The 18,877-nt window shown below is 70.0% G+C and carries 15 protein-coding genes and 4 pseudogenes; 10 read left to right on the plus strand and 9 right to left on the minus strand.

Features of this window, described 5'->3' with window-relative positions; genetic code table 11:
- Positions 1-218, minus strand: a pseudogene (locus AB0M28_RS10590) (hypothetical protein); the annotation flags it as partial.
- Positions 219-814: 596 nt separating this feature from the next.
- Between AB0M28_RS10590 and AB0M28_RS10595 the strand changes: the two are divergent.
- On the plus strand, positions 815-1,468 hold the full coding sequence (locus AB0M28_RS10595; RefSeq protein WP_365401008.1) for a DUF1326 domain-containing protein: 654 nt from the start codon (positions 815-817) through the stop codon (positions 1,466-1,468).
- 64 nt (positions 1,469-1,532) lie between these two features.
- Here AB0M28_RS10595 and AB0M28_RS10600 read toward each other — a convergent pair whose 3' ends face one another.
- Positions 1,533-2,267 carry a DUF899 domain-containing protein gene (locus AB0M28_RS10600; RefSeq protein WP_365401011.1) on the minus strand — a complete coding sequence of 245 codons (735 nt, stop codon included), beginning with the start codon at positions 2,265-2,267 and terminating at the stop codon, positions 1,533-1,535.
- A 401-nt stretch (positions 2,268-2,668) separates the two neighbouring features.
- Between AB0M28_RS10600 and AB0M28_RS10605 the strand changes: the two genes are divergently transcribed.
- The 4 genes and pseudogenes from AB0M28_RS10605 to AB0M28_RS10620 form a co-directional block, all read left to right on the plus strand.
- Positions 2,669-2,986 carry a hypothetical protein gene (locus AB0M28_RS10605; RefSeq protein WP_365401014.1) on the plus strand — a complete coding sequence of 106 codons (318 nt, stop codon included), beginning with the start codon at positions 2,669-2,671 and terminating at the stop codon, positions 2,984-2,986.
- A gap of 380 nt (positions 2,987-3,366) precedes the next feature.
- On the plus strand, positions 3,367-3,843 hold the full coding sequence (locus AB0M28_RS10610) for an alpha/beta hydrolase (RefSeq protein ID WP_365401017.1): 477 nt from the start codon (positions 3,367-3,369) through the stop codon (positions 3,841-3,843).
- A 184-nt stretch (positions 3,844-4,027) separates the two neighbouring features.
- A complete protein-coding gene (locus tag AB0M28_RS10615; RefSeq protein ID WP_365401020.1) occupies positions 4,028-4,405 on the plus strand; it encodes a nuclear transport factor 2 family protein in 378 nt (125 codons plus the stop codon).
- A 445-nt stretch (positions 4,406-4,850) separates the two neighbouring features.
- Positions 4,851-5,341: pseudogene (locus tag AB0M28_RS10620) on the plus strand (transposase); the annotation flags it as partial.
- A gap of 29 nt (positions 5,342-5,370) precedes the next feature.
- Here AB0M28_RS10620 and AB0M28_RS10625 read toward each other — a convergent pair.
- The 3 genes from AB0M28_RS10625 to AB0M28_RS10635 all read right to left on the minus strand — a co-directional run bounded on the left by AB0M28_RS10625 (position 5,371) and on the right by AB0M28_RS10635 (position 7,078).
- Positions 5,371-6,039 carry an alpha/beta hydrolase gene (locus AB0M28_RS10625; RefSeq protein WP_365401023.1) on the minus strand — a complete coding sequence of 223 codons (669 nt, stop codon included), beginning with the start codon at positions 6,037-6,039 and terminating at the stop codon, positions 5,371-5,373.
- A gap of 512 nt (positions 6,040-6,551) precedes the next feature.
- Complete coding sequence (locus tag AB0M28_RS10630; RefSeq protein WP_365401026.1) at positions 6,552-6,719, minus strand: hypothetical protein; 168 nt, start codon at positions 6,717-6,719, stop codon at positions 6,552-6,554.
- Entirely contained in the window at positions 6,713-7,078 is a 366-nt protein-coding gene (locus AB0M28_RS10635; RefSeq protein WP_365401029.1) for an MFS transporter, read from the minus strand. Before AB0M28_RS10635 ends, AB0M28_RS10630 begins: the two co-directional genes overlap by 7 nt.
- A gap of 316 nt (positions 7,079-7,394) precedes the next feature.
- On the opposite strand from AB0M28_RS10635, the gene AB0M28_RS10640 reads away from it, so the two are divergent.
- Together AB0M28_RS10640 and AB0M28_RS10645 are read left to right on the plus strand one after the other, a co-directional pair.
- On the plus strand, positions 7,395-7,745 hold the full coding sequence (locus tag AB0M28_RS10640; protein ID WP_365401032.1) for a hypothetical protein: 351 nt from the start codon (positions 7,395-7,397) through the stop codon (positions 7,743-7,745).
- Positions 7,746-8,024: 279 nt separating this feature from the next.
- Positions 8,025-10,784 (plus strand): LuxR family transcriptional regulator, encoded by a 2,760-nt coding sequence (locus tag AB0M28_RS10645; protein WP_365401035.1) that lies wholly within the window; start codon positions 8,025-8,027, stop codon positions 10,782-10,784.
- Positions 10,785-10,790: 6 nt separating this feature from the next.
- On the opposite strand, the gene AB0M28_RS10650 is transcribed toward AB0M28_RS10645, so the two are convergent.
- The gene (locus tag AB0M28_RS10650) at positions 10,791-10,994 is read right to left on the minus strand and encodes a hypothetical protein (RefSeq protein WP_365401038.1); all 204 of its coding nucleotides are present in this window, start codon (positions 10,992-10,994) and stop codon (positions 10,791-10,793) included.
- 317 nt (positions 10,995-11,311) lie between these two features.
- Here AB0M28_RS10650 and AB0M28_RS10655 point away from each other — a divergent pair.
- Positions 11,312-11,936, plus strand: a pseudogene (locus tag AB0M28_RS10655) (alpha/beta fold hydrolase).
- A gap of 130 nt (positions 11,937-12,066) precedes the next feature.
- Positions 12,067-13,125 (plus strand): annotated as a pseudogene (locus AB0M28_RS10660) (FAD-dependent oxidoreductase); the annotation flags it as partial.
- Positions 13,126-13,205: 80 nt separating this feature from the next.
- Here the strand turns inward: AB0M28_RS10660 and AB0M28_RS10665 are convergent.
- From AB0M28_RS10665 to AB0M28_RS10675, 3 genes are all read right to left on the minus strand, one after another.
- The gene (locus tag AB0M28_RS10665; protein WP_365401041.1) at positions 13,206-13,787 is read right to left on the minus strand and encodes a DUF308 domain-containing protein; all 582 of its coding nucleotides are present in this window, start codon (positions 13,785-13,787) and stop codon (positions 13,206-13,208) included.
- 12 nt (positions 13,788-13,799) lie between these two features.
- Entirely contained in the window at positions 13,800-15,431 is a 1,632-nt protein-coding gene (locus AB0M28_RS10670) for a tannase/feruloyl esterase family alpha/beta hydrolase (protein ID WP_365401044.1), read from the minus strand.
- Positions 15,432-15,761: 330 nt separating this feature from the next.
- Positions 15,762-15,902 (minus strand): hypothetical protein, encoded by a 141-nt coding sequence (locus AB0M28_RS10675; RefSeq protein ID WP_365401046.1) that lies wholly within the window; start codon positions 15,900-15,902, stop codon positions 15,762-15,764.
- 254 nt (positions 15,903-16,156) lie between these two features.
- On the opposite strand from AB0M28_RS10675, the gene AB0M28_RS10680 reads away from it, so the two are divergent.
- Entirely contained in the window at positions 16,157-18,868 is a 2,712-nt protein-coding gene (locus AB0M28_RS10680; RefSeq protein ID WP_365401049.1) for an AAA family ATPase, read from the plus strand.
- Positions 18,869-18,877: the final 9 nt, after the last annotated feature.

Genomic DNA, 18,877 nt, shown 5'->3' on the forward strand with positions numbered 1-18,877 from the left:
CAGGGGGCACGAACAGGGGCAGCGGGAGCACGAACAGGGCGCACCGACCCACGCTCACCGCCTTGATCCCCTACACCACCACAAGGGACGCCATCGCGGAGGTAGTCCACCCCGTAATCGCCTTCGAGGTTCCGAAACACGATGTAGACCATCGCCCCACGCCCGAACGGGACTTGGAAGGTGGGCCAGCCCTGCGCATCCAGCAGAATCTCCGCCATGGCGTCCGCGTCGGCTCCGTCACCCCCGAAACACTCCGGCTCGGGCCCTTCTCCCACCGGCGCCCGCACGCACAGCCCCAGCAGGTAAGCCGCCCAGAAGCCGGGGCCGTACCACCAGCGATTCCGCGGCCGCCAGCGGCCGGTTGCCGTACCCCTCGATGATCACGACCCCAGCCTTCCACGCGAGACCGACAGCGGCGCGATCCCAGCCTTCCACGCGAGACCGACAGCAGCGCGTTCGGCCGGCATGGGTGGAGCCCGACTCTTCCAGCCCTCCATCTGGGGCAGCGCCCTGGTCGGGAACGACGACACATCCCGTCGCACACCCGTGCCCCCAGATTCGCCGAGGAGTGCGGACGCAGCTCCGAATTGCCACGCACGCGGACGGCGAGGACCTGGTCTCAGCCCGCACACTCCATCACGGAGAGTAGCTCCGGCCATCGGGGTGTTGCCGTGTGTGATGAGGCGGCAACCCTCGAGGGACCTGGGTTTCCCCGCCCGGAACGGAAGGCGCATGCTGGAGATGGAGCCGCTCCGCCGTCACGGCCGACCGCTCCCAGAGCCTCGCGGAAAGGGGGGACGAGGAGGTCAGCAAGATGACCGAGGCAACCACCAGCCCGGCCTGGCACCTGGCCGGCGACTGGTTCGACACCTGCAAGTGCTCCATACCCTGCCCCTGCACGTTCGCCCAGCCACCGACCGAGGGCGACTGCGACGGGGTGCTGGTCTGGCACATACGCGAGGGCAATTACGGAGACGTCCGCCTCGACGGTCTGAACTTCCTGATGCTCGGCTCCTTCACCGGCAACATATGGGCAGGCGAGGCCACCGACTCGTACGCCGCCTTCTTCGTCGACGAACAGGCCGACGACCAGCAGCGCGCGGCGCTCGGCACGATCTTCAGCGGCGAGGTGGGGGGCTGGCCGAAGGAGTTCGGCGAGCTCGCTCCCTTCGAGGTGCGCGGGATGGAAGTCGCCCCCGTCATCGTGGAGATCGACGAGGACCTGGGGTCCTGGAGCGTCGAGGTCCCCGGCCGGGTCACCGCCCGGGTGGAGGCCCTGGCCGGTCCCACCACACCCGCCGGCGCGCGGGTACAGGTCCACAACCCCGGCGGCGCCGAGGTCGGCCCGGGCCAGATCGCCACATGGGGCCGCGCCACCACCGATCGGGCCGACGCCTTCGGCTTCAACTGGGACCGCAGCGGCAAGTCCAGCAAACACTTCCCGTTCGACTGGAGCGGCCCCGACTGATGGGACGGCCGCTCCCGCACATGCGCCTACTGCTGAGCGGCGGGCACGGAAGCTGTCGCGCCCGTCAGGTCCCGCCGTACTCGTCGTGGCGCCGCAGCCAGTGGGTCTCCTCGCCCTCCTCATGGCGGCCGAGCGGTGTGCGGTCGAGGAGGCCGTAGTACGCCATGGCCGGCTCGAGGCCGCGCGCCGTGGTGACGTACGTGCGGTAGACGGTGCCGTCCGAAAGCGCGTAGACGCTCATCCCGGGCCCCTCGGTGACATACCCGAGCACGTCCGTACCGCACGCCTGTGCCATCTGACTCACGGTCGCCGGTATCTCGCCGTCGAGGAAGGGCCTCAGCTCATCCTCCGTGTACTGGAAGCCGAGGTCGCGATGGAAGTCGCTGCCCCCGGCGGACACCCAGTCGAAGCCCCAGCCCATCCGTTCCCGGTAGGCGAGGAGCTTGTCGAGCGGTGCCCGCGACGAGCAGATCAGCGTGACGTCGCGGGCCTTGAGGTGAACCGCCTGGGGATCAAGGGTGTCGGCGATCGAGGAGCAGACCGGGCATCCGGCCTCGTACGGCGGGCCGAACATGAAGTGGTAGACGAGCAGTTGCGAACGCCCGTCGAAGAGTTCGGCGATGGCCTTGGTCCCGTACTCCGTCTCGAAGCGGTAATCCTTCTCAACCGGCACCCAGGGAAGCTCCCTCCGCTTCCGCGCAAGCTCGTCCCCACGCCGGGTGAGCGCCTTCTCCTCCGCAAGCAGCTCCCGCCGAGCCACCGCAAACTCCTCCTGCGTACCAACCCTGCGCCCAGGCATTGCCTTCTCCCTCCTACACGGGAGCAGCCCACCGACACGTGCCCACGCAGCACCAGCCGGCAGCACCTACACCGAGGTACCCAAACAGCCTCATATCCACCGTACGCTCGCGACGGCGGAAGTTCGGGCCCGGGCGGCGAGGAGCCGTAGGACCGTTGACATGCACAAGAAGGAGCTACCCGCTGAGGGCGACCCGTCGGCCACCTCCCGCCCCAAGGGCGGCGGCCAGAGGGTAGCCGCCCGACACCGCGACGGTCTGCAGATCGATGTACTCCGACTCCGATCGCCGCTCCGGAACGGCGGGTCGGAGTCGTCGCCGCGTTTCCTCCCACACCTCCATCGCCGCGTCCGAGCCCAGCAGTTCAGCGCGCGTCGGACCAGGAGTCGGAGAGGATCACGGCATGGGACAGTCGCATTCGAACGAACGGCTCCGCCCGCTGTGGGAGGAGCACCGGCAGGCGCCGTTTCCAGGCCGCTTCCGCGGTGTGGACATCGCAGGCGTGGAGCTGGTCCTGCTGGATTCAGGCGTTGCCGGCCTCGTCATGGGAGAGCTGAGCGGCGGGCTGAACGGAGACGAAGTCGCGACCCTCTGGGCGTGCATCACGGACCTTGACAAGATCTTGCCTCTGATCGATGACGAGTACTGCAGGAACTACTACGCAAGATTGCGGATCCTGGCCGGGCTCGTCGCACCTGGATACATGCCCCGTGCAACCTGAGGCTTGCACCTCGTGGCGCGGCGTCCGTACGACCCGCGGCGCTCGGCGCTGTCCGGGCTGCGCAACGCCGGAGTGGACGCCACGGAGGCCGCGCAGCGTGCGGGCGAACCGGCGGATCGATGAGCTGCTGCTCGAGTACGCGTGATCGGCGGGTGGTCGCGACACCTTGCAAAGGTCCCTGGCCGAGGCCGGGGACCTTCGTCGTTTCCGGGGGACGACCTGGACCGATGCCCTCAAGATCCTTTCCACGAAGCCCGAAGCCCGACGCACGACTACCCAGCGCCGCTTTCGTTGCACACGCAAGAAGACCCCGGTCTCAGCGTATTTGCTGGTCACGGGGCCTTTAGGGCCGCCACGGCACCGCCCGCGTCGCCCAGGCGGTGCTGGTCGCCGCGGTGCCGCCGCTGATGGTACGCCGCGACGACAACCCCGACGGCGTCCCCGCCGAGGTCTTCGACGGCCTGCGCGCCGGCTCACGCACTGACCGCTCCCAGCTCTACCAGGACCTCGCCGACGGCCCGTTCTTCAACCACCCCACCACGCCCGTCTCCCAGGGCGTCCGCGACGCCTTCTGGCTGCAGTCGATGACCGCCGGCCACCGCAACGCCCACGAGTCCATCACCGCCTTCTCCGCCACCGACTTCCGCGCCGACCTCGCCCGCTTCGACGTGCCCACCCTGGTGATCCACGGCGACGCCGACCAGGTCGTCCCGTTCGACGTCGGCGGCAAGGCGTCGGGCACCGTCACCGACTACCACGAATTCCCCCAGCGGTCCCACTGGACGTGCGCGGAACCGGGCTGGGAGGAGGTCGCGGACTACGCACTGAACTGGGCACAGCGTCACACCAACTCCTGAGACAGGCCGTCCCCGTCACGCAGTCCCTGATCCAGGACCGCCTGACGGGGGACGGCCCCCTCCGCGACAACCCTGTGAGGGGACGGCCCGGTTGGCACGGAAGTGCTGTGACCGGGTTGGTCCACCGTGACCGGAAGGCGGCTCGCGGGACGAGCGCGCGCGCAACGGCTGGTATTACTGGGGCATGCAGGAAGAGACAGCACGCTCCGCGATCGACACGTTCATCTCCGCGTTCAACGCCTCGGACGACAGCTATGTGACTGCCCTGCTTTCTCAGGCCCTGACCTCAGACGTGGTCTTCTGGGGGCCCTTGGGCCGCAGCGAAGGAATCGCGGCGGTCGAGCGGTTCGTGCTGGACATCCGGCGCCACCCGGCGGGGACCGGCACGATGATGCGCTGCTCGGCGGTGGACATGCCTGACGAGTGGGCCCGGTACCAGTGGGTCTTCACCACGCCGGATAGCGGCCTCCGCCTGGCGGGAACGGACGTCGTCCATCTGCGGCGGAGTCTCATCGACCAGGTCATCGTCTTTGCGGGGGAGATCGAGCCGTCCGCCTCCTGAGCCGTCCTTCTGTCGCTGTCCTTCTCGTGAACTTGTCCCTTTCGGCACTCGACCGCTGCGGTCAGCAACGAGAGAACGGCGTGGCTGACGATGAACGGGCTCGCGGGAGGACCAGCCCGGAGGCCGAGCGCGACGGCCAGCGCGTCGACCTGCGGCTCCGGCAGCGCCTTCAGGCTGGCGTTCCTCCTCGGCATCGCTGTCTCCCTGGCCGCCAACATCGCCGCCGCCCCGTCCCTGGCTTGGCAGCCGGTACTGGTCGCGGGGTGGCCTGCGGCCGCATCGCTGCTGTCGGTGGAGTTGCTCGCCCACCGACGCGCCACCACCAGGCCGACGGACGTAGACGGCACTCCCCCATTAGGGCGGCATTCGGCGTGGTGCCTGACCGTTTTGCCGGTGTCGCATGTGGGAGACGAGCTCGCGTGCGCGGGCTGTGCCGATGTGTAGATCGTGGCAGCGATGTCGGACCCACTACGCCAGAAACCTGCTGAGCCAGGTCCCCAAGACTGCTCAGCCCTGGGTCGCCACGCTGTTGCGGACCGTCTTCGAGGCAGCCCGACACCACAGCCGTTCAGGCCCAGATGCGCCACGTCCTGGACGCGCTGGAGGCCAAGTTCCCCAAGGCCGCGGCCCACCTGGACGCTGCCCAGCACGACCTGTTGGCCTTCACGACCTTCCCACGAGAGCTCTGGCGAGATCTGGTCGAACAATCCGCAGGAGCGGCTGAACAAGGAGATCCGCCGCCGCATCGACGTCGTCGGCATCTTCTAGGACCGCACCGCCATCATCCGGCTCGTCGGCGCGGTCCTGGCCGAGCAGAACGACGAGTGGACCGGGGCCCGCCGCTACATGAGCCGCGAACTTCTCACCAAAGCCCGCCTCCACCCGATCGAGTCACCAAGCGACGACACCGTCCGGGACTGCTGCACGGTTGGGTGACACCTCGACCTGCAGCAGTCCCGTTCACATCAGCGGCTGCTGAGCTCGTCGAGCACGGCGGCGAACTCGGCCGGTTGGAAGAGGAACGGCGAGTGGCTCGTCGCTATGCGCCGCACCTGCTTCGTATGGGCTGACATCCTCTCCTGGAGAGCCACCGGAAGGGTGGCGTCCCGTTCGGTGATGATGTAGGTCGATGGGATGGTGCGCCAGGCGGCGGCGGTGACCCGGTCGACCCACGGCTGGACGCGCTGCTCGACGAGGTCTGCGACTGCCTGTTCGGCGAGCGGGCTGGGAACATCGGCGTAGAGCAGGCTGTGGGGGTCATCGCCGATCGGGAAAAGGGCGTCGGAGTCCTCGGGGTCAGGGACCCCGTGGATGGTGAACATGGACTCGCCGATATCCGGGACGTACGCCGCCAGGTATATCAGCTGCTGAACGTTCGACAGCCCGGCGGCGGCCTGGGTGACGGGGATGCCGCCGTAGGAGTGCGCCAGCACGACGACCGGACCCTCGATCGCTTCGATCGCCGCGCGCACCGCCGCGGCGTCCTCGGCCAGGCCGCCTTGCGGGTCGGGGCCGGCGGTGGGCAGGTTCACCGAAACGCTGGCGTGACCGAGCGCGTCGAGTTCGACGCGCAGCAGGTCGAAGGTCGAGGGCCGATGCCAGGCACCGTGGACGAGGACGAAGGCGGTGGTCATGAGCGGGTCTCTCCTTGGGGCGACGGGTGCGAATGGTGCGGCTGACGCCGATTCGGACACTTAGTCGGACAGTGAGTCCGTTCCATAGAGGCTTCCGGTTTCGAGGGGCGGCGGGCTCAGATGGCCCAGCCTGCGTCGAAGGGCTGTTCCGGGTTGGTGGCGGGCGGTTCCGCCGTTGCGGCCCTCGCCGGTGACTTCGACTGTGGCGGCGTAGGTGACAGCAATGGCGGGTCTTTCTTTCGTGCGGGTCTGTAGATGGCAAGACTTCCCGGTGGGCGCACCTCGTCGAGCCGGTGGTGAACCCTGGTCCCTCGGGCCCGGATTCCCGGTGGGGTCAGGCGGCGGCGAGGGGTTCCTCAGCAGGGGTGAGCCCTTCATCGGCACTGTGGCCCCATCGCCGTCGGCCTCCATCGGCTTCCGGGTGGGCTTGAGGAACAAGGCGACCAGGAAGCCGACGGCGACAGTCGGGGCGAGCCAGAGGTATCCCATGGCAGTCACATGGGCGAAGGCGTTCAGTGCGGTGTCGCGCAAGGCATCCGGTAGCTGGCTGACGGTGTCGGGGCGGGAAGCGTCGAAACCGGCTGTGGCGGGGCGGTCAGGCTCCTGGTGTGGCGGTCGAACACCACCATGGAGGCCATGCTGATGCCGACGCCGGTGATCAGGAAGTAGACGCTCAGCACCGGGTGCTGGTACCGGCCCCGATGGTGCCCAGCAAGAGCAGTCCGGCGAGGTTGGCGGCCAGGAGGAGCGAGCCCAGGTAGTCGATGCGAGCCTTGGTGCCCCTGGTCGCGGCGGGGAGTGCTCGCGTCGCGACGGTCAGGGCGACGATGCCGACTGGCAGGTTGACCAGGAACAACCAACACCAGGAGAAATGGTCGGTGAAGACGCCGCCGAGCGGCGGGCCGACGACACTGGCCACGCCGTAGAAACCCGGGCCGAACACGCCCTGACAGCGGCTCCTTTCGCGCCGCACGACGATGTCGCCGACCAGGACGAACGTCAGCACGATCACGCCGCCGCCGCCCACGCCCTGCAGCACTTGGGCGCCGGTCAGTTCGAGACGATCGTCTGGTCCAGGGACGCGAGCAGGACCACGAGGACCAGGGCGGTCATCGCGGCGGCGACGCCTCCTGATCGGGATATGGGGAATTGCCCTGTCTTGCGGCAGCTCAACCGGTCAGCGGTTCATCGGTCATCACCGGGAGCCGCTGACCGCCTTCGCGTCGCTGCACAGGCCCTGGCGTCAGGGGCCCGGGTACCGGCCAGGGGCCATCACTGGGGCGACGGGCCCCGGTCAAGGGGATCGTGATGTGCCGGGCGCAGATCAGCGTTTGCTTCAGGCGAGGGAGTTGACGATGGTGGACTTCAAGATCGACGGCAGTGGCGTGACCGACGCGGGCGGGGTCTTCCGCCACGCCGGCACCGAAGCCCGGGTCGGCGGGCCGCACCCCGGCCGGCAGGCCCACAGCTCCTTCGCGTCTTTCACCGACCCCGACGGCAACACCTTCGTCCTGCAGGAGGTCACCACGCGACGTCCCGGCCGGATCAGCCACGTGGTGTACTGCGCGGCCGCCGATCTGGAGTCGGCACTGCGCGACGCGGCGGCCGCCCACGACAAGTACGAAGGCGAACTCGGCTACTCGGACCCGGACTGGCCGGCCTGGTACGCCGACCACATGGCCCGCGCCGCCGGGCTCGGCGGCTGACCCGACACGTCTGGGCACCGGCACGAAGACCCACGAAGCCTGAACCGCTAGGTCGATGTGACATGACGAGTGACCCGTCAAAAGACAGCGCTGCCGGGTCGTCTCGACCGGCTGCCTGCGGTACAGCGCTCGCTGTTGACGCCGCGGCGCTCGCGGCGGCCGACCGCGGGCTCCTGGCCGGACTCCCGGAACTGCAAGTGGCCCCGAAGTCGGACCGGGGCTGAGCGTCGGGCGTGAAGAAGCAATCACCAACCTTGATCGAGAACTGGGCGGGCAGCCATGGAGAACACAACCACCACGATGGTGGGCCGACACGAGGAGTTGACGGAGCTGGCGGAGTTCGTGAACTCCGCCGCGGGCCGCGCGCTGGTCCTCAGAGGAGAGACCGGGGTCGGCAAGAGCGCACTCGTACAGCACGCCGCCACCATGGCGGAGCAGAGCGGACACACCGTCGTCCGAGCAGTGGGAGTCGAGGCGGAATCCGGGCTGCCCTATGCCGGACTGCACCAGATCCTGCACCCGCTGCTCCCCGGCGTCCCGCAGCTCGACGACGGCGCCCGGGCGCTGTTCGGCGCAGTTTTCGGCCGGCTCGAAGGCGATCCACCCTCCGTCATGGCGCTCGGCATCGCGGTACTCAGCCTTGTGACACAGGCGGCAGTGCAGCAGCCGTTGCTGCTGATCCTCGACGACGGGCAATGGCTGGACGACTCCAGCGTCGACGTCTGCGGCTTCGTCGGCCGCCGCCTCGTCGGCAGCCAGGTGAAGCTGCTGGCGGCCGTCCGCACCGACATCTCCTCGCGCTTTGACACGGCCGCGCTGCCCGAGCTGACGATTCCAGCTCTGACCGATGCGGATGCTGAGCTGCTCCTCGACCAGCGCCGCCCCGATCTGGGAAAGCGGATCCGCCGGACGGTGCTGGACCAAGCCCAAGGCAACCCACTGGCGCTGCTGGAGCTGCCGGCTCACATCGACGGCCGGTCCGGGGAACTGGACGACCTCGCCGGCCGGCACGGCGTTCCGCTGCCCCGACGCCTGCAGCACGTCTACGGCGCGCGCATCTCAGCCCTTTCCGACGCTGTCCGCGCCGAACTTCTGATGGGTGCCCTCGACGGCGTCGCGACCGGTCTCGGCGGCGGCCCGAACCCCACCCCGCGCTACCGCATACGCGACGCCGACGAGGCGGTGGCCGACGGCCTGCTGGACATCGAGCCCGCCGGCGGGGATTTCACCTTCCGTCATCCGCTCATCCGGTCCACCGTCGTGCAGATGGCCACGCCGAACCAGCGGCGGGCCGCGCACCAGGCGTTGGCACAGATACACCGCGACAACCTCGAACGCCGTGCCGCCCACCTGGCGGCAGCCACCGTGGATCCCGACGAGGCGGTGGCCGCCGTCCTGGAGGCCGCGGCCGAGTCGATGACCCGGCGCGGCGGCGCGCTCGCCGCGGTGACGTGGCTGACCCGCGCCGCAGAACTCAGCGAGAACCACACCGACCGCTCCCGGCGGCTGGCGGACGCGGCGTTCATCGCCGGCCACGCCGCGCGCCTGGGTCAGGCCCGGCGGCTGGCTCTGGCCGATCTCGTACCGGGCACGGCCGAAACTCCGGTCACGGTCTTGGCCTCCGCATACCAGGCGTTCTACGAGGACGGCGATGTCCGCTCCACACACCGGCGGGTCGCAGCTGTGATCGGGAGGATACGCGACGCCGGGACGAACGAACCCGACGAGGCGCTCGTCCGGCTGGTGACCCTGCTGCTGGCGATCAGCCAGTACGCCGGAGACCGTGCGACCTGGGAACGCACCCACGAGCTGCTCGCGTCGATCGACGGGCTCGTCACCGAACGCGAGCGGATGTACAGCGACACCTGGAGCGATGTGGTACGGCATGGGGCCGGCTGGGCCGGCAAGGTGGAGCGGGCCGCCGCAAGCCTGCCGGAGAGCGAGCCTTGGGAGGTCTCGCGCCTGGCCGCGTCCGCCTACCACCTCGACGTCCTGAGCGAATACCGTCCCCATCTTCAGCGCGTCGTGGCTCGTGAGCTGGAAACCGGGGCCGTGGCCACCGGCATGGTCATGCTGCATCAGATCATGCTCGACCAGATGGCGGTCGGCGAGTGGGATGCGGCCGACCACACCGGCCGGCGCGGGCTGGACCTGGCGATCGAGCAGGGCCACGAGCTGTTCGCCCATCAGAGCCGGGCCTATCTGGCGCAGCTCGCGGCGCTGCGCGGACAGACCGGCCCGGCTCGCGACCTGCAGGCGGAGGTGGACGCCTGGGCCCGGCCGCGGGGGATCGGATTCCTGACCCAGGTCGCTGATTCAGCCGGCGCCATCGCGGCGTTGAGCGCCGGTGACTACGAGACCGCATACCTCTACGCCATCGGCATCACACCCCCGGGCGTCTTCCAGCCCTGCACGTATCAGGCCTCGCGCACCCTGCTCGACCTGGTGGAGGCCGCCCTGCACACCGGCCGCGCCGAGCAGGCCCGGCAGCACGCACTGGCCGCCCGGGACGCCGGGCTCCCGGAGATCTCGCCACGCCTCGCCCTGCTCACCCACGGTGCGCTGGCGATGACCGCGGTGGACGAGAAGGAGGCCGAGGAGATGTTCGCGCGCGCGGAGTCGCACCCGGCAGGTGTGCGGTTTCCGTTTGAGGTGGCGCGGATCCGGCTGGCACACGGGATCCGGCTGCGCCACGTCAGGGGCCGCATCGAGGCGCGGCCCCTGCTGGCGGCGGCGGCCGAGGCGTTCGAGCGGCTGGGCGCCGCGGGATGGAGCGAGCGGGCCGGGGCCGAACTGCGCGCCACCGGTACCAGGACGCGTGCCTCGACCGTGATCCTGGCGTCCTTGACCTGGCAGGAGCGGCGGATTGCGGATCTGGCTGCCGGCGGGCTGACGAACAAGGAGATCGGCAATCGGATGCACTTGTCGCCGCGCACCGTCAGTTCGCACCTGTACCGCATCTTCCCCAAGCTGGGCATCACCACCCGGGCGGCGCTGCGGGACGCCTTGAGCCGGGCCGAGGAGTTCTCCGGGTCGTGAAGTCAATCAGGCCTCTGTGTCGACGGCCTCGACGCCGTTGGCGGCGAGCCAGATCAGCACGTGGTCCGCGACCGTGCGCCATCCGCTGTCCATCACGAGCGAGTGGCCCCGGTCGGCGAACTGCTTCAGGTCGGGTCGGCGCGGTGCGGGGACTACGTGGCGTTCGAAGAGCTGCGCGGCCTCTTCCTCGCCCACCGTGTTCGCGACCATGTAACGGAAGTGTGACCGGGGCACGTGGGTGAAGCCCTCGTGGTCGGCTGAGCCGTCGGAGGCAAGTGACCACAGAAAGGGCTGGACTTCCGCCGCGTCCACGCCGCCGTTCCGCGGCTGCCCTTCAGGATCACCGGCGCTGTCATGCATCGGAAACAGTCGGATGACCGCATGTGGCGCGAAGTCGGCCCGGAGCGTGTCTCGGCGTCATGTGACTGATGTGCGCGAGGCCATGGCCGAGGAACAGTGGAGGGGCCAGAAGATCTCAGAGAGGACCAGACGTGATCAGCAGGCGGACATTCACGAAGGCGGTCGGCCTGGGTGTCGGCGCGACGGCGGTGGCCGCCGGTGGAGCTTCGTCGACGTCGCGCCGCTGCTGGCCGACGCCGGCTACCGCGTCATCGTGCCGTATCTGCGCGGGCACGGCAGCACCACGTTCGTGTCGCCGACGGCCGTCCGCAGCGCGCAGCAGTCCGCGATCGCCCTGGACGTGGTCGCCCTGATGGACGCGCTGCACATCCGCAAGGCGGTGCTGGCCGGGTTCGACTGGGGTTCGCGGACCGCCGACATCATCGCGGCTCTGTGGCCGGAGCGGGTCAGGGCCCTGGTGTCGACGAGCGGCTACCTCATCACCAACGTCGCTGCGCAGAAGCGGCCATCGTGATCCACAACTACCGCTGGCGCCTCGGCCTGGCCGACGGCGAACCCAGGTATGACCGCTACGAGCAGCTGCTCGCGGCCAAGCCGACCGTCAAGGTGCCGACCATCACGGTGGACCCGGCTCTGGACCCCTTCCTGGATTCGACCGGCGGCAAGGGCTACCGCCAGTTCTTCACCGGCGCGTACGAGCACCGTGTGTTCACCGGTATCGGCCACAACGCGCCGCAAGAGGCACCCACCGCCTTCGCCCAGGCGGTCGTCGACGCGGATCACCTGCGATGACGACGAGCCGCTCAAGCGGCCTCGGAACGCCGAGAGGGCGGCTGTCGAAAGGCTGCCCGCCCGCAGCCGTCCTCTCGGCCCATCACTCGGAGAGGTCCCATGCCCCCATCCCTACCCGGGCCCGTGCCGTCCGGTCGGCGAGAACGTCGCCGACCGGACGACCGCCGCCGGCCTGCGCACCGTCATCGTGGAATCCGAACTTGTCGGCGGCGAGTGCTCGTATTGGGCGTGTGAGCCCAGCAAGGCGCTGCTTCGCCCGGTGTTGCTCCACGGCGAACTCAGTGGCGTTCCCGGCCGCACCGTGGACGCCATCAGACCGCCGACTGGAACGACAGCGGCCAGGTGGACTGGCTCGATCGGGCCGGTATCACGCTGATCCGGGGACATGGCCGGCTTGACGGCCCCCGCGCCGTCATGGTGACCACGCCTGACGGCCCCACTGTGCATGTGTCGGCGCGGCACGCCGCGGCTCGCCGCCGTCGGCGCCGGGGTCGTGGCGGTCGAGATGGCCGCGGCCTGGCAGGCGCTGGGCTCGCGGGTCACGCTCATCGCCCGGGGGCCGGGGCTTCCTCCCCGCGTGGAACGGTTCGCCGCCGGCCTGGTCGCCGACCGCCTGCGGGAATCAGGGGTCGATCTGCGGTTCGAGACGACTGTCGTGGCGGCGACGCACGAAGGCGGGCCCTTCGGCGCCGTCCACATCGCGCTGTCCGACGACACCGGACTCGTCGTCGACGAACTACTGCTCGCCACCGGTGGCTGTACGCCGTCGGCGACGTCAACCACCGCGCGCTACTCACCCACCAGGGCAGGTACCAGGCCCGGATCGCGGGAGAAGTCATCGCCGACCGCGTTCCGTCCCGCAGGTGGTGTTCACCGATCCCGAAGTAGCGGCCGTCGGCCTCACGACTGCGGAGGCGGAACGCATCGGGCGCGTCGTGGACGTCGTCGACTCCGACATCGGGCACGTTGCCGGCGCCGTGCAGCACAGTCGGGATCACCGTGGTCACGCCCGCGTCCTCATCGATCCCGTCCGCCGCACCGTCGTCGGTGCCACCTTCGCCGGTCCGGGCGTCGCGGAGCTCCTTCACCCGGCGACGATCGCGATCGCCGGCAGGATGCGGTACCGGCGTTCCCGACCATCAGCGAGGTGTGGCTGCGGTTGCTGGAGACCTATCGCGACGCGGTCTGATGGGAGCCGTCGCACAACGCGTTCGGGCCTGCCGCCCAAGAGCTTTGGGCGGCAGGCCCGAACCATGCCGCGCGCCCAGCTCAGACCGGCTGGACAGTACCCCGGCGCGCCTTCCGGGCCAGCAGGCCGGCCTGGACGATGAAGAAGATCCCGCCGCCGGTCGCGTAGACCGACAGGACCGACAGCGACGGTTGGTGACCGGCTGCCTGCGCGGCGTAGAAGATGCCGACGATGAACGACAGCCCGCCGGAGACCAGTGTCGGGATCTGCTTGCCCAGCTCCGGGCCGCGGCGCCGCAGTCCGACCGCGAACTGCGCCCCGCCCGAGATCACTGCCCAGGCGCCGAAGCCGGCGAGCACCGCGCGGATGCCGGACGCTCCTGCGATTCCGAGGCCGACGGCGGTCAGGGTGCTCAAAGCGCTGTTGAACGCCGTGACGCGGTCGGGGACCGACCGGTAGTCGATCACAGATGACACCGCATCGAGCAGCGGGTAGGCGACCAGCAAGACGATCGCCACCGCGCCGAGGGACATGTGCGGGTCGGAGCTGTCCGCGCTCTGGTACGCCTGGCCGAAGGCCACGGCCCACGCCACCGCCAGGACCCCGCGGATCAGGTAGAGCTTCGTCAGTGGGCCGCGCCCGCCATCCGTCGTCGTGTTCATGGCGATTCTCCTTCAGCGGTCGGTGACGCAGCGGAAGCCGGCGGGGGACGACGGGTCGCCGTGGCCGGTGTAGCGGGAGACCATCGGGTAGCGGCAGACGTCGCGGGCGACGGTCTGGCCGGTGGCGGTGGGCAGCGTGGCGTGCAGCACGGCCGGCGCCTTGCCCTGCTCGACCCAGGCGATCAGCGCGGTCATGTCATCGGCGCCGCCGCCCTTCAGACCGCAGTGCGCGACGCCCGGAGCCCGGAAGACGCGGTAGAAGTCGTCGACCTTCTTGGTACCGCCCATGACGGCGTCCACGCGCTGGCGGTAGTCGACGGTGCCCTGGGTCGGGATCAGCTGGTCGGCGTCGCCATGCCAGGTGATGAGCTTGCCGCCGGCGTTGCGGAAGGCCGTCAGGTCCGGGTCGGAGGTTCCGATGACCGAGTCGTATTCGGCCCGCGCCTTGGCGAAGATCTGGTCGAACTGCGTGTAGGTCAGGTTGGCCGAGCTGAACGCGGGGTCCTTCTCCACGAAATAGGCGACCCACTCGGCCGGGACGATGAAGGGCGAGCCGGTGGTGACGCCGTCCGTCGTCGTGCTGGCCGCCAGGGGGTTGAAGTCGGCGCCGATCGGCAGGCCGTACCAGAGCCCCTTGCCGTCGGCATCGCGCGGGCCGTCCCAGATCTTGCGGACCACGTCGGCGTCGGCCGCGGTGACGGTGATCTCCTTGCCGTCGCACGCGACCTTGGTGCCGATCAGCCGGCGCGGGTCGAAGTCGCAGCGGCTCGGGTCGCTGATCAGGCCGTCGGCGATCCCGTCCAGCTTGTCGCAGGCCTTCACCGCGGCGGCGTTGAAGGCGTTGAACTCACAGGCGGACGGATAGGTGTGCTCCTCGTTCATCACCACCTGCGGCCACAGCGTGGCGACCTCGAACTGGTTCCAGTTGACGGCGGGCGCGGCGGCGTTGATGCCGTCGTAGTCGGTCGGGTATCGCTGGGCTTCCATGTAGCCCTGGCGGCCGCCGGTGGAGCAGCCGTTGAAGTAGGAGTAGTTCGCGGCGTGGCCGTAGGCGTCGGCGACGACCTGCTTGCCGACCAGGGTCATCTCGTGCACCGAGCGGGAGGCGAAGTTCTGCAGCAGCGCGGTGTTGATCCGGCCGCCGGAGTCCAGGGCCCAGCTCGGGTTCAGGCCGCTGGTGTCCACGCCGGCGTCGGTGGTGGCGGCCGCGTAGCCCTGCTTGACCGCCCCGGCCACGTCGCCGATGGTCCCGGCAGAGTAGGCGGCGCCGCCGATCCCCTGGAACCGGCCGTTCCAGCCGGTCTGCGGCAGCCAGACCTGCACCTTGGCGTGGTCGTTCGCGCCGGGGTGGGTCAGGGTGACGGTCACCTCGCAGTGTGCCGGTACGTCCGGAACCGGGTAGCCGCCCAGCGGCGGAGTGCCGGGGACCTGGAAGGTTCCGGCCGGAACCTCGACCGCGGCCACGGATTCCACGGCGGTGCCGGCCGGCGCCGGGATATCGAACGCCGAACAGGTGAACGCGGACGGAGCGCCGGCCGCAGCCTCCTGCAGGGGCTGTCCAGAAGCGCCGACCGGTGCGTAGACGGCGCCTGCCACCGCCAGCGGGACACCGGCGACCACGAGGGTCAGAAGGCGTCGGTTCATGGTCTCTCCTCGTCATCGGGGTTGCGCCATCACTGTGACCAGCGCGGTGACACCGGCACATCAGTCACGTGACGGTCAGTCGAGGAGGTGCCCCGAGCCGGGGCGGACCTGCGCCGCGAGGGACGCCGCCTCGCTGCGCGCCCTGATCGAGCAGGCCGCCCGCGCCACGCGCTGACCGGCCGGACGAACCCCGCCGCTGGCACCTCGTTACATCACCGCAGCTCACGAGCCGGTTTTGGGTAATGCCTGCTTGATACAGTGCAGAACGTGTCCCCCCCTTCGTCGGCATCGCGCACATCCGCGACGTGCTGGCCCTGTCCGGGCGTCCGGTCAGCTCGGCCGCAGCTCCCCGAAGCGCAGCCCGCCCTCCCGCTCGGCGACCAGCGCGCTGTGCCGGTGCCGTCGCCATCCGCGGCATCGGGCGTCCACGGAGATCAGCCACGTCGTCCCGGGAATGACGGAGACTCTCAACCTGCGGCCCAACCGTGCGCCGCACTTTTCGCAAACGCTTCGCACCGTGACGAACTCGTACATCCCCGCCGTGATCCACAGATCAGTTCCGGTCGGCGCGGAGCCGGGGGACCGCGGCGCCTTCGCCGGGAACCACCAGCCCGGAAACGGGTACATCGCGTCGAACGGAATCCAATCCATGCCGCTACGTTCTCCCGGTGGGCCCGGGGCCTGAGCCCGTGGCCGACCCTGGCCGTACCTCACCCGGGGTCCTGATGCTGCTCGGACGGCGCCCGGAATGCGCGCGGCTGGACGCCCTGCTGTCGTCGATACGCGAAGGCCGCAGCGAGGTTCTCGTCATCTCCGGTGAGGCCGGTGTCGGGAAGACCGCGCTGCTCGACTACGCCCTGCAGTCCGCCCCGGATGTACGGACCCTGCGAGTGGCCGGTGTGGAGCCCGAAACGGAGCTGCCTCATTCGGCCCTGCACCAGCTGTGTCTGCCGCTGCTGAGCCGGATCGACTCTTTGCCGGTGCCTCAGGCCGAGGCGCTGGCGACGATGTTCGGCTTGCGGGCCGGTGAGTCGCCGAGCCCGTTCCTGGCCGGACTCGGCGTGCTCAACCTGCTCGCCGAGGTGGCCCGGGAGCAGCCGATGCTCGTCATCGTGGACGACGCGCACTGGCTGGACGAAGCGTCGACGCAGGTCCTGGCCTTCGTGGCGCGCAGGCTGCGGGCCGAGTCGATCCTGCTGCTCATCGCCGGCCGCCACCCGATCCTCAGCATGCGCGGCCTGAGCGAGCTGGTTGTCCCCGGACTCGGAGCCGAAGCCGCGAGGCAGCTGCTGGACTCCGTGGTGCGCTGGCCGCTCGACGACGACGTCCGCTCGGCGATCCTGGCCGAGGCCCGCGGCAACCCGCTGGCATTGCTGGAGCTTCCGCTCGCCGCGCCCGAACAGCTGGCCGGCGGCTTCGGCCTGCTGGAGTCGTCCGTGCTCTCCGGACGGATCGAGGAGAGTTTTCTGCGCCGAATCGCCGAGCTGCCCGCCGATTCCCGGGATCTGCTGCTGCTCGCGGCCGCGGACTCGGCCGGCGACCCGGTGCTGTTCTGGCGCGCCGCGGCGGCACTCGGAGTGCCCCCGGAGGCCGCGGGACCGGCAGAACAGGCCGAACTGCTCACGATCGGGGTCCGGATCGCCTTCCGCCATCCGTTGGTGCGCTCGGCGGTGTATCGCGCAGCCTCAGCCGACGCCAGGCGCCGGGCGCATCGGGCCCTGGCGGCGGCGACGTCCCGCGCGTCGGACCCGGATCGGCGGGCATGGCACCTCGCCCACGCCACCGAGGACCGTGACGAGGCGGTCGCCGCCGAGCTGGAGACGTCAGCGGACCGAGCCCAGGCGCGCGGCGGTCTGGCCGCGGCGGCCGCTTTCCTGGAACGGTCGGCCGCGCTGACCGCGGATCCCGAGCTGCGCGCGGAACGTGTACTCGCCGCCGCACGCGCCAAGTACCACGCCGGCGCGCTGGAGGGTGCGCAAGTCCTGCTCGACAAGGTGGAAGCCGGTCCACCGGATGATCTGCGCGCGGCCCACGTCCGTCACCTGCGCGGCCATCTGGCGTTCGCGACGGGGAACACCGCCGACGCGCCCGGATTGCTGCTGGAGACAGCGCGACACTTCCAGGACCTCGACCCCGTTCTGTCGCGCGAGACATTTCTGGACGCCATCGCCTACTCACTCCTCGCCGGACGGTTCTCCGGTACGCCGGTCGCGGAAGTGGCGGCCGCCGCGGCGACGGCACCCCTGCCCGAGAGCGCACCACGTCCGCAGGATCTGCTCCTGAACGCGTACGCCGTGCTGTTCACCGAAGGCCGTACCGAGGGGACACCGCTGGTGCGGCGCGCGCTGGAAGCCTTCCGCCGTGACGAACTGCCGCCCACCGAGGCGATGCGCTGGCTGACCGTCGCCAACCACGGGGCCTACGACACCTGGGACGACGCCGCCTGGGAAGCGATGGCAGAACTGAACCTCCGGCACGCTCGCGTGGCCGGAGCGCTGGTCATTCTGCCGGTCGCCCTGATCCAGCGGCTCTACGCCCATCTGCACTGCGGCGAGTTCGAGGCCGCCACCGGCCTGCTTGAGGAGTCCGAAGCGGTGGCCGAGGCGACCGGGATCATCCGCCCTTCCTACGGCGCCGCGGCGGTCGCGGCGTGGCGCGGACGGGAAACTCAGGCCGCAGAGGCGATCCGGGCCGTCCAGGGGGCTGCGGCCGAACGTGGCGAGGGCATCGGCTTCACCATGGCCCACTACACGAATGCCGTCCTGAACAACGGTCTCGGCCGCTTCGTCGAAGCGAGGAACGCCGCCGCACTGGCATCGGCGGACCCCGCGGAGTCGGCGTTCGCCGCGTGGGCGCTGACCGAACTGGTCGAGGCGGCCGTGCGCTGCGACGAACGCGATCAAGCGGTGCAGGCCGTCGAACGGCTGGCAGAGAGCACCGTACCCAGTGCAACCGAATGGGGCCTTGGTGCGCAAGCACTCGCCCGGGCCTTGATCAGTGACGACGCCGATGCCGATGCTCACTACCGTGCGGCGATTGATCGGCTTGGGCGCAGCCGTGGTGCGTTCGCCCTGGCCAGAGCACACCTTCTCTACGGCGAGTGGCTGCGCCTCCAGGACCGCGGGGCCGAGGCGCGGCACCAACTGAGCACGGCCCACGGCGCTTTCGCCCGTTTCGGTGCCGAAGGTTTCACCGAACGGGCACGCGGGGAACTCGCCGCATGCGGGGTGGCGGTTTCGGGGCCGACGGCGCACCGCACAGCCGAGCTGACAGACCAGGAACGCCAGATCGCCCGCCGGGCCCGCGAGGGGGGGTCGAACGCCGAGATCGGCGCCGAACTGTTCATCAGTGCCCGAACGGTCGAGTGGCATCTGAGCAAGGTGTTCACCAAACTCGGCATCAGCTCGCGGCGGGATCTGCGTACCGTGCTTTCCTAGGCGTCCTTG

This window comes from Streptomyces sp. NPDC051940 (genome assembly GCF_040680895.1).
Classification (GTDB): domain Bacteria; phylum Actinomycetota; class Actinomycetes; order Streptomycetales; family Streptomycetaceae; genus Streptomyces.

What these genes read in the sequence shown, in the direction of transcription:
- AB0M28_RS10595 (WP_365401008.1), top strand. Translation starts at nt 815, where the DNA reads ATGACCGAGGCAACCACCAGCCCGGCCTGGCACCTGGCCGGCGACTGG.
- AB0M28_RS10600 (WP_365401011.1), bottom strand. Translation starts at nt 2,267, where the DNA reads ATGCCTGGGCGCAGGGTTGGTACGCAGGAGGAGTTTGCGGTGGCTCGG.
- AB0M28_RS10605 (WP_365401014.1), top strand. Translation starts at nt 2,669, where the DNA reads ATGGGACAGTCGCATTCGAACGAACGGCTCCGCCCGCTGTGGGAGGAG.
- AB0M28_RS10615 (WP_365401020.1), top strand. Translation starts at nt 4,028, where the DNA reads ATGCAGGAAGAGACAGCACGCTCCGCGATCGACACGTTCATCTCCGCG.
- AB0M28_RS10625 (WP_365401023.1), bottom strand. Translation starts at nt 6,039, where the DNA reads ATGACCACCGCCTTCGTCCTCGTCCACGGTGCCTGGCATCGGCCCTCG.
- AB0M28_RS10640 (WP_365401032.1), top strand. Translation starts at nt 7,395, where the DNA reads ATGGTGGACTTCAAGATCGACGGCAGTGGCGTGACCGACGCGGGCGGG.
- AB0M28_RS10645 (WP_365401035.1), top strand. Translation starts at nt 8,025, where the DNA reads ATGGAGAACACAACCACCACGATGGTGGGCCGACACGAGGAGTTGACG.
- AB0M28_RS10650 (WP_365401038.1), bottom strand. Translation starts at nt 10,994, where the DNA reads ATGGTCGCGAACACGGTGGGCGAGGAAGAGGCCGCGCAGCTCTTCGAA.
- AB0M28_RS10665 (WP_365401041.1), bottom strand. Translation starts at nt 13,787, where the DNA reads ATGAACACGACGACGGATGGCGGGCGCGGCCCACTGACGAAGCTCTAC.
- AB0M28_RS10670 (WP_365401044.1), bottom strand. Translation starts at nt 15,431, where the DNA reads ATGAACCGACGCCTTCTGACCCTCGTGGTCGCCGGTGTCCCGCTGGCG.
- AB0M28_RS10680 (WP_365401049.1), top strand. Translation starts at nt 16,157, where the DNA reads ATGCTGCTCGGACGGCGCCCGGAATGCGCGCGGCTGGACGCCCTGCTG.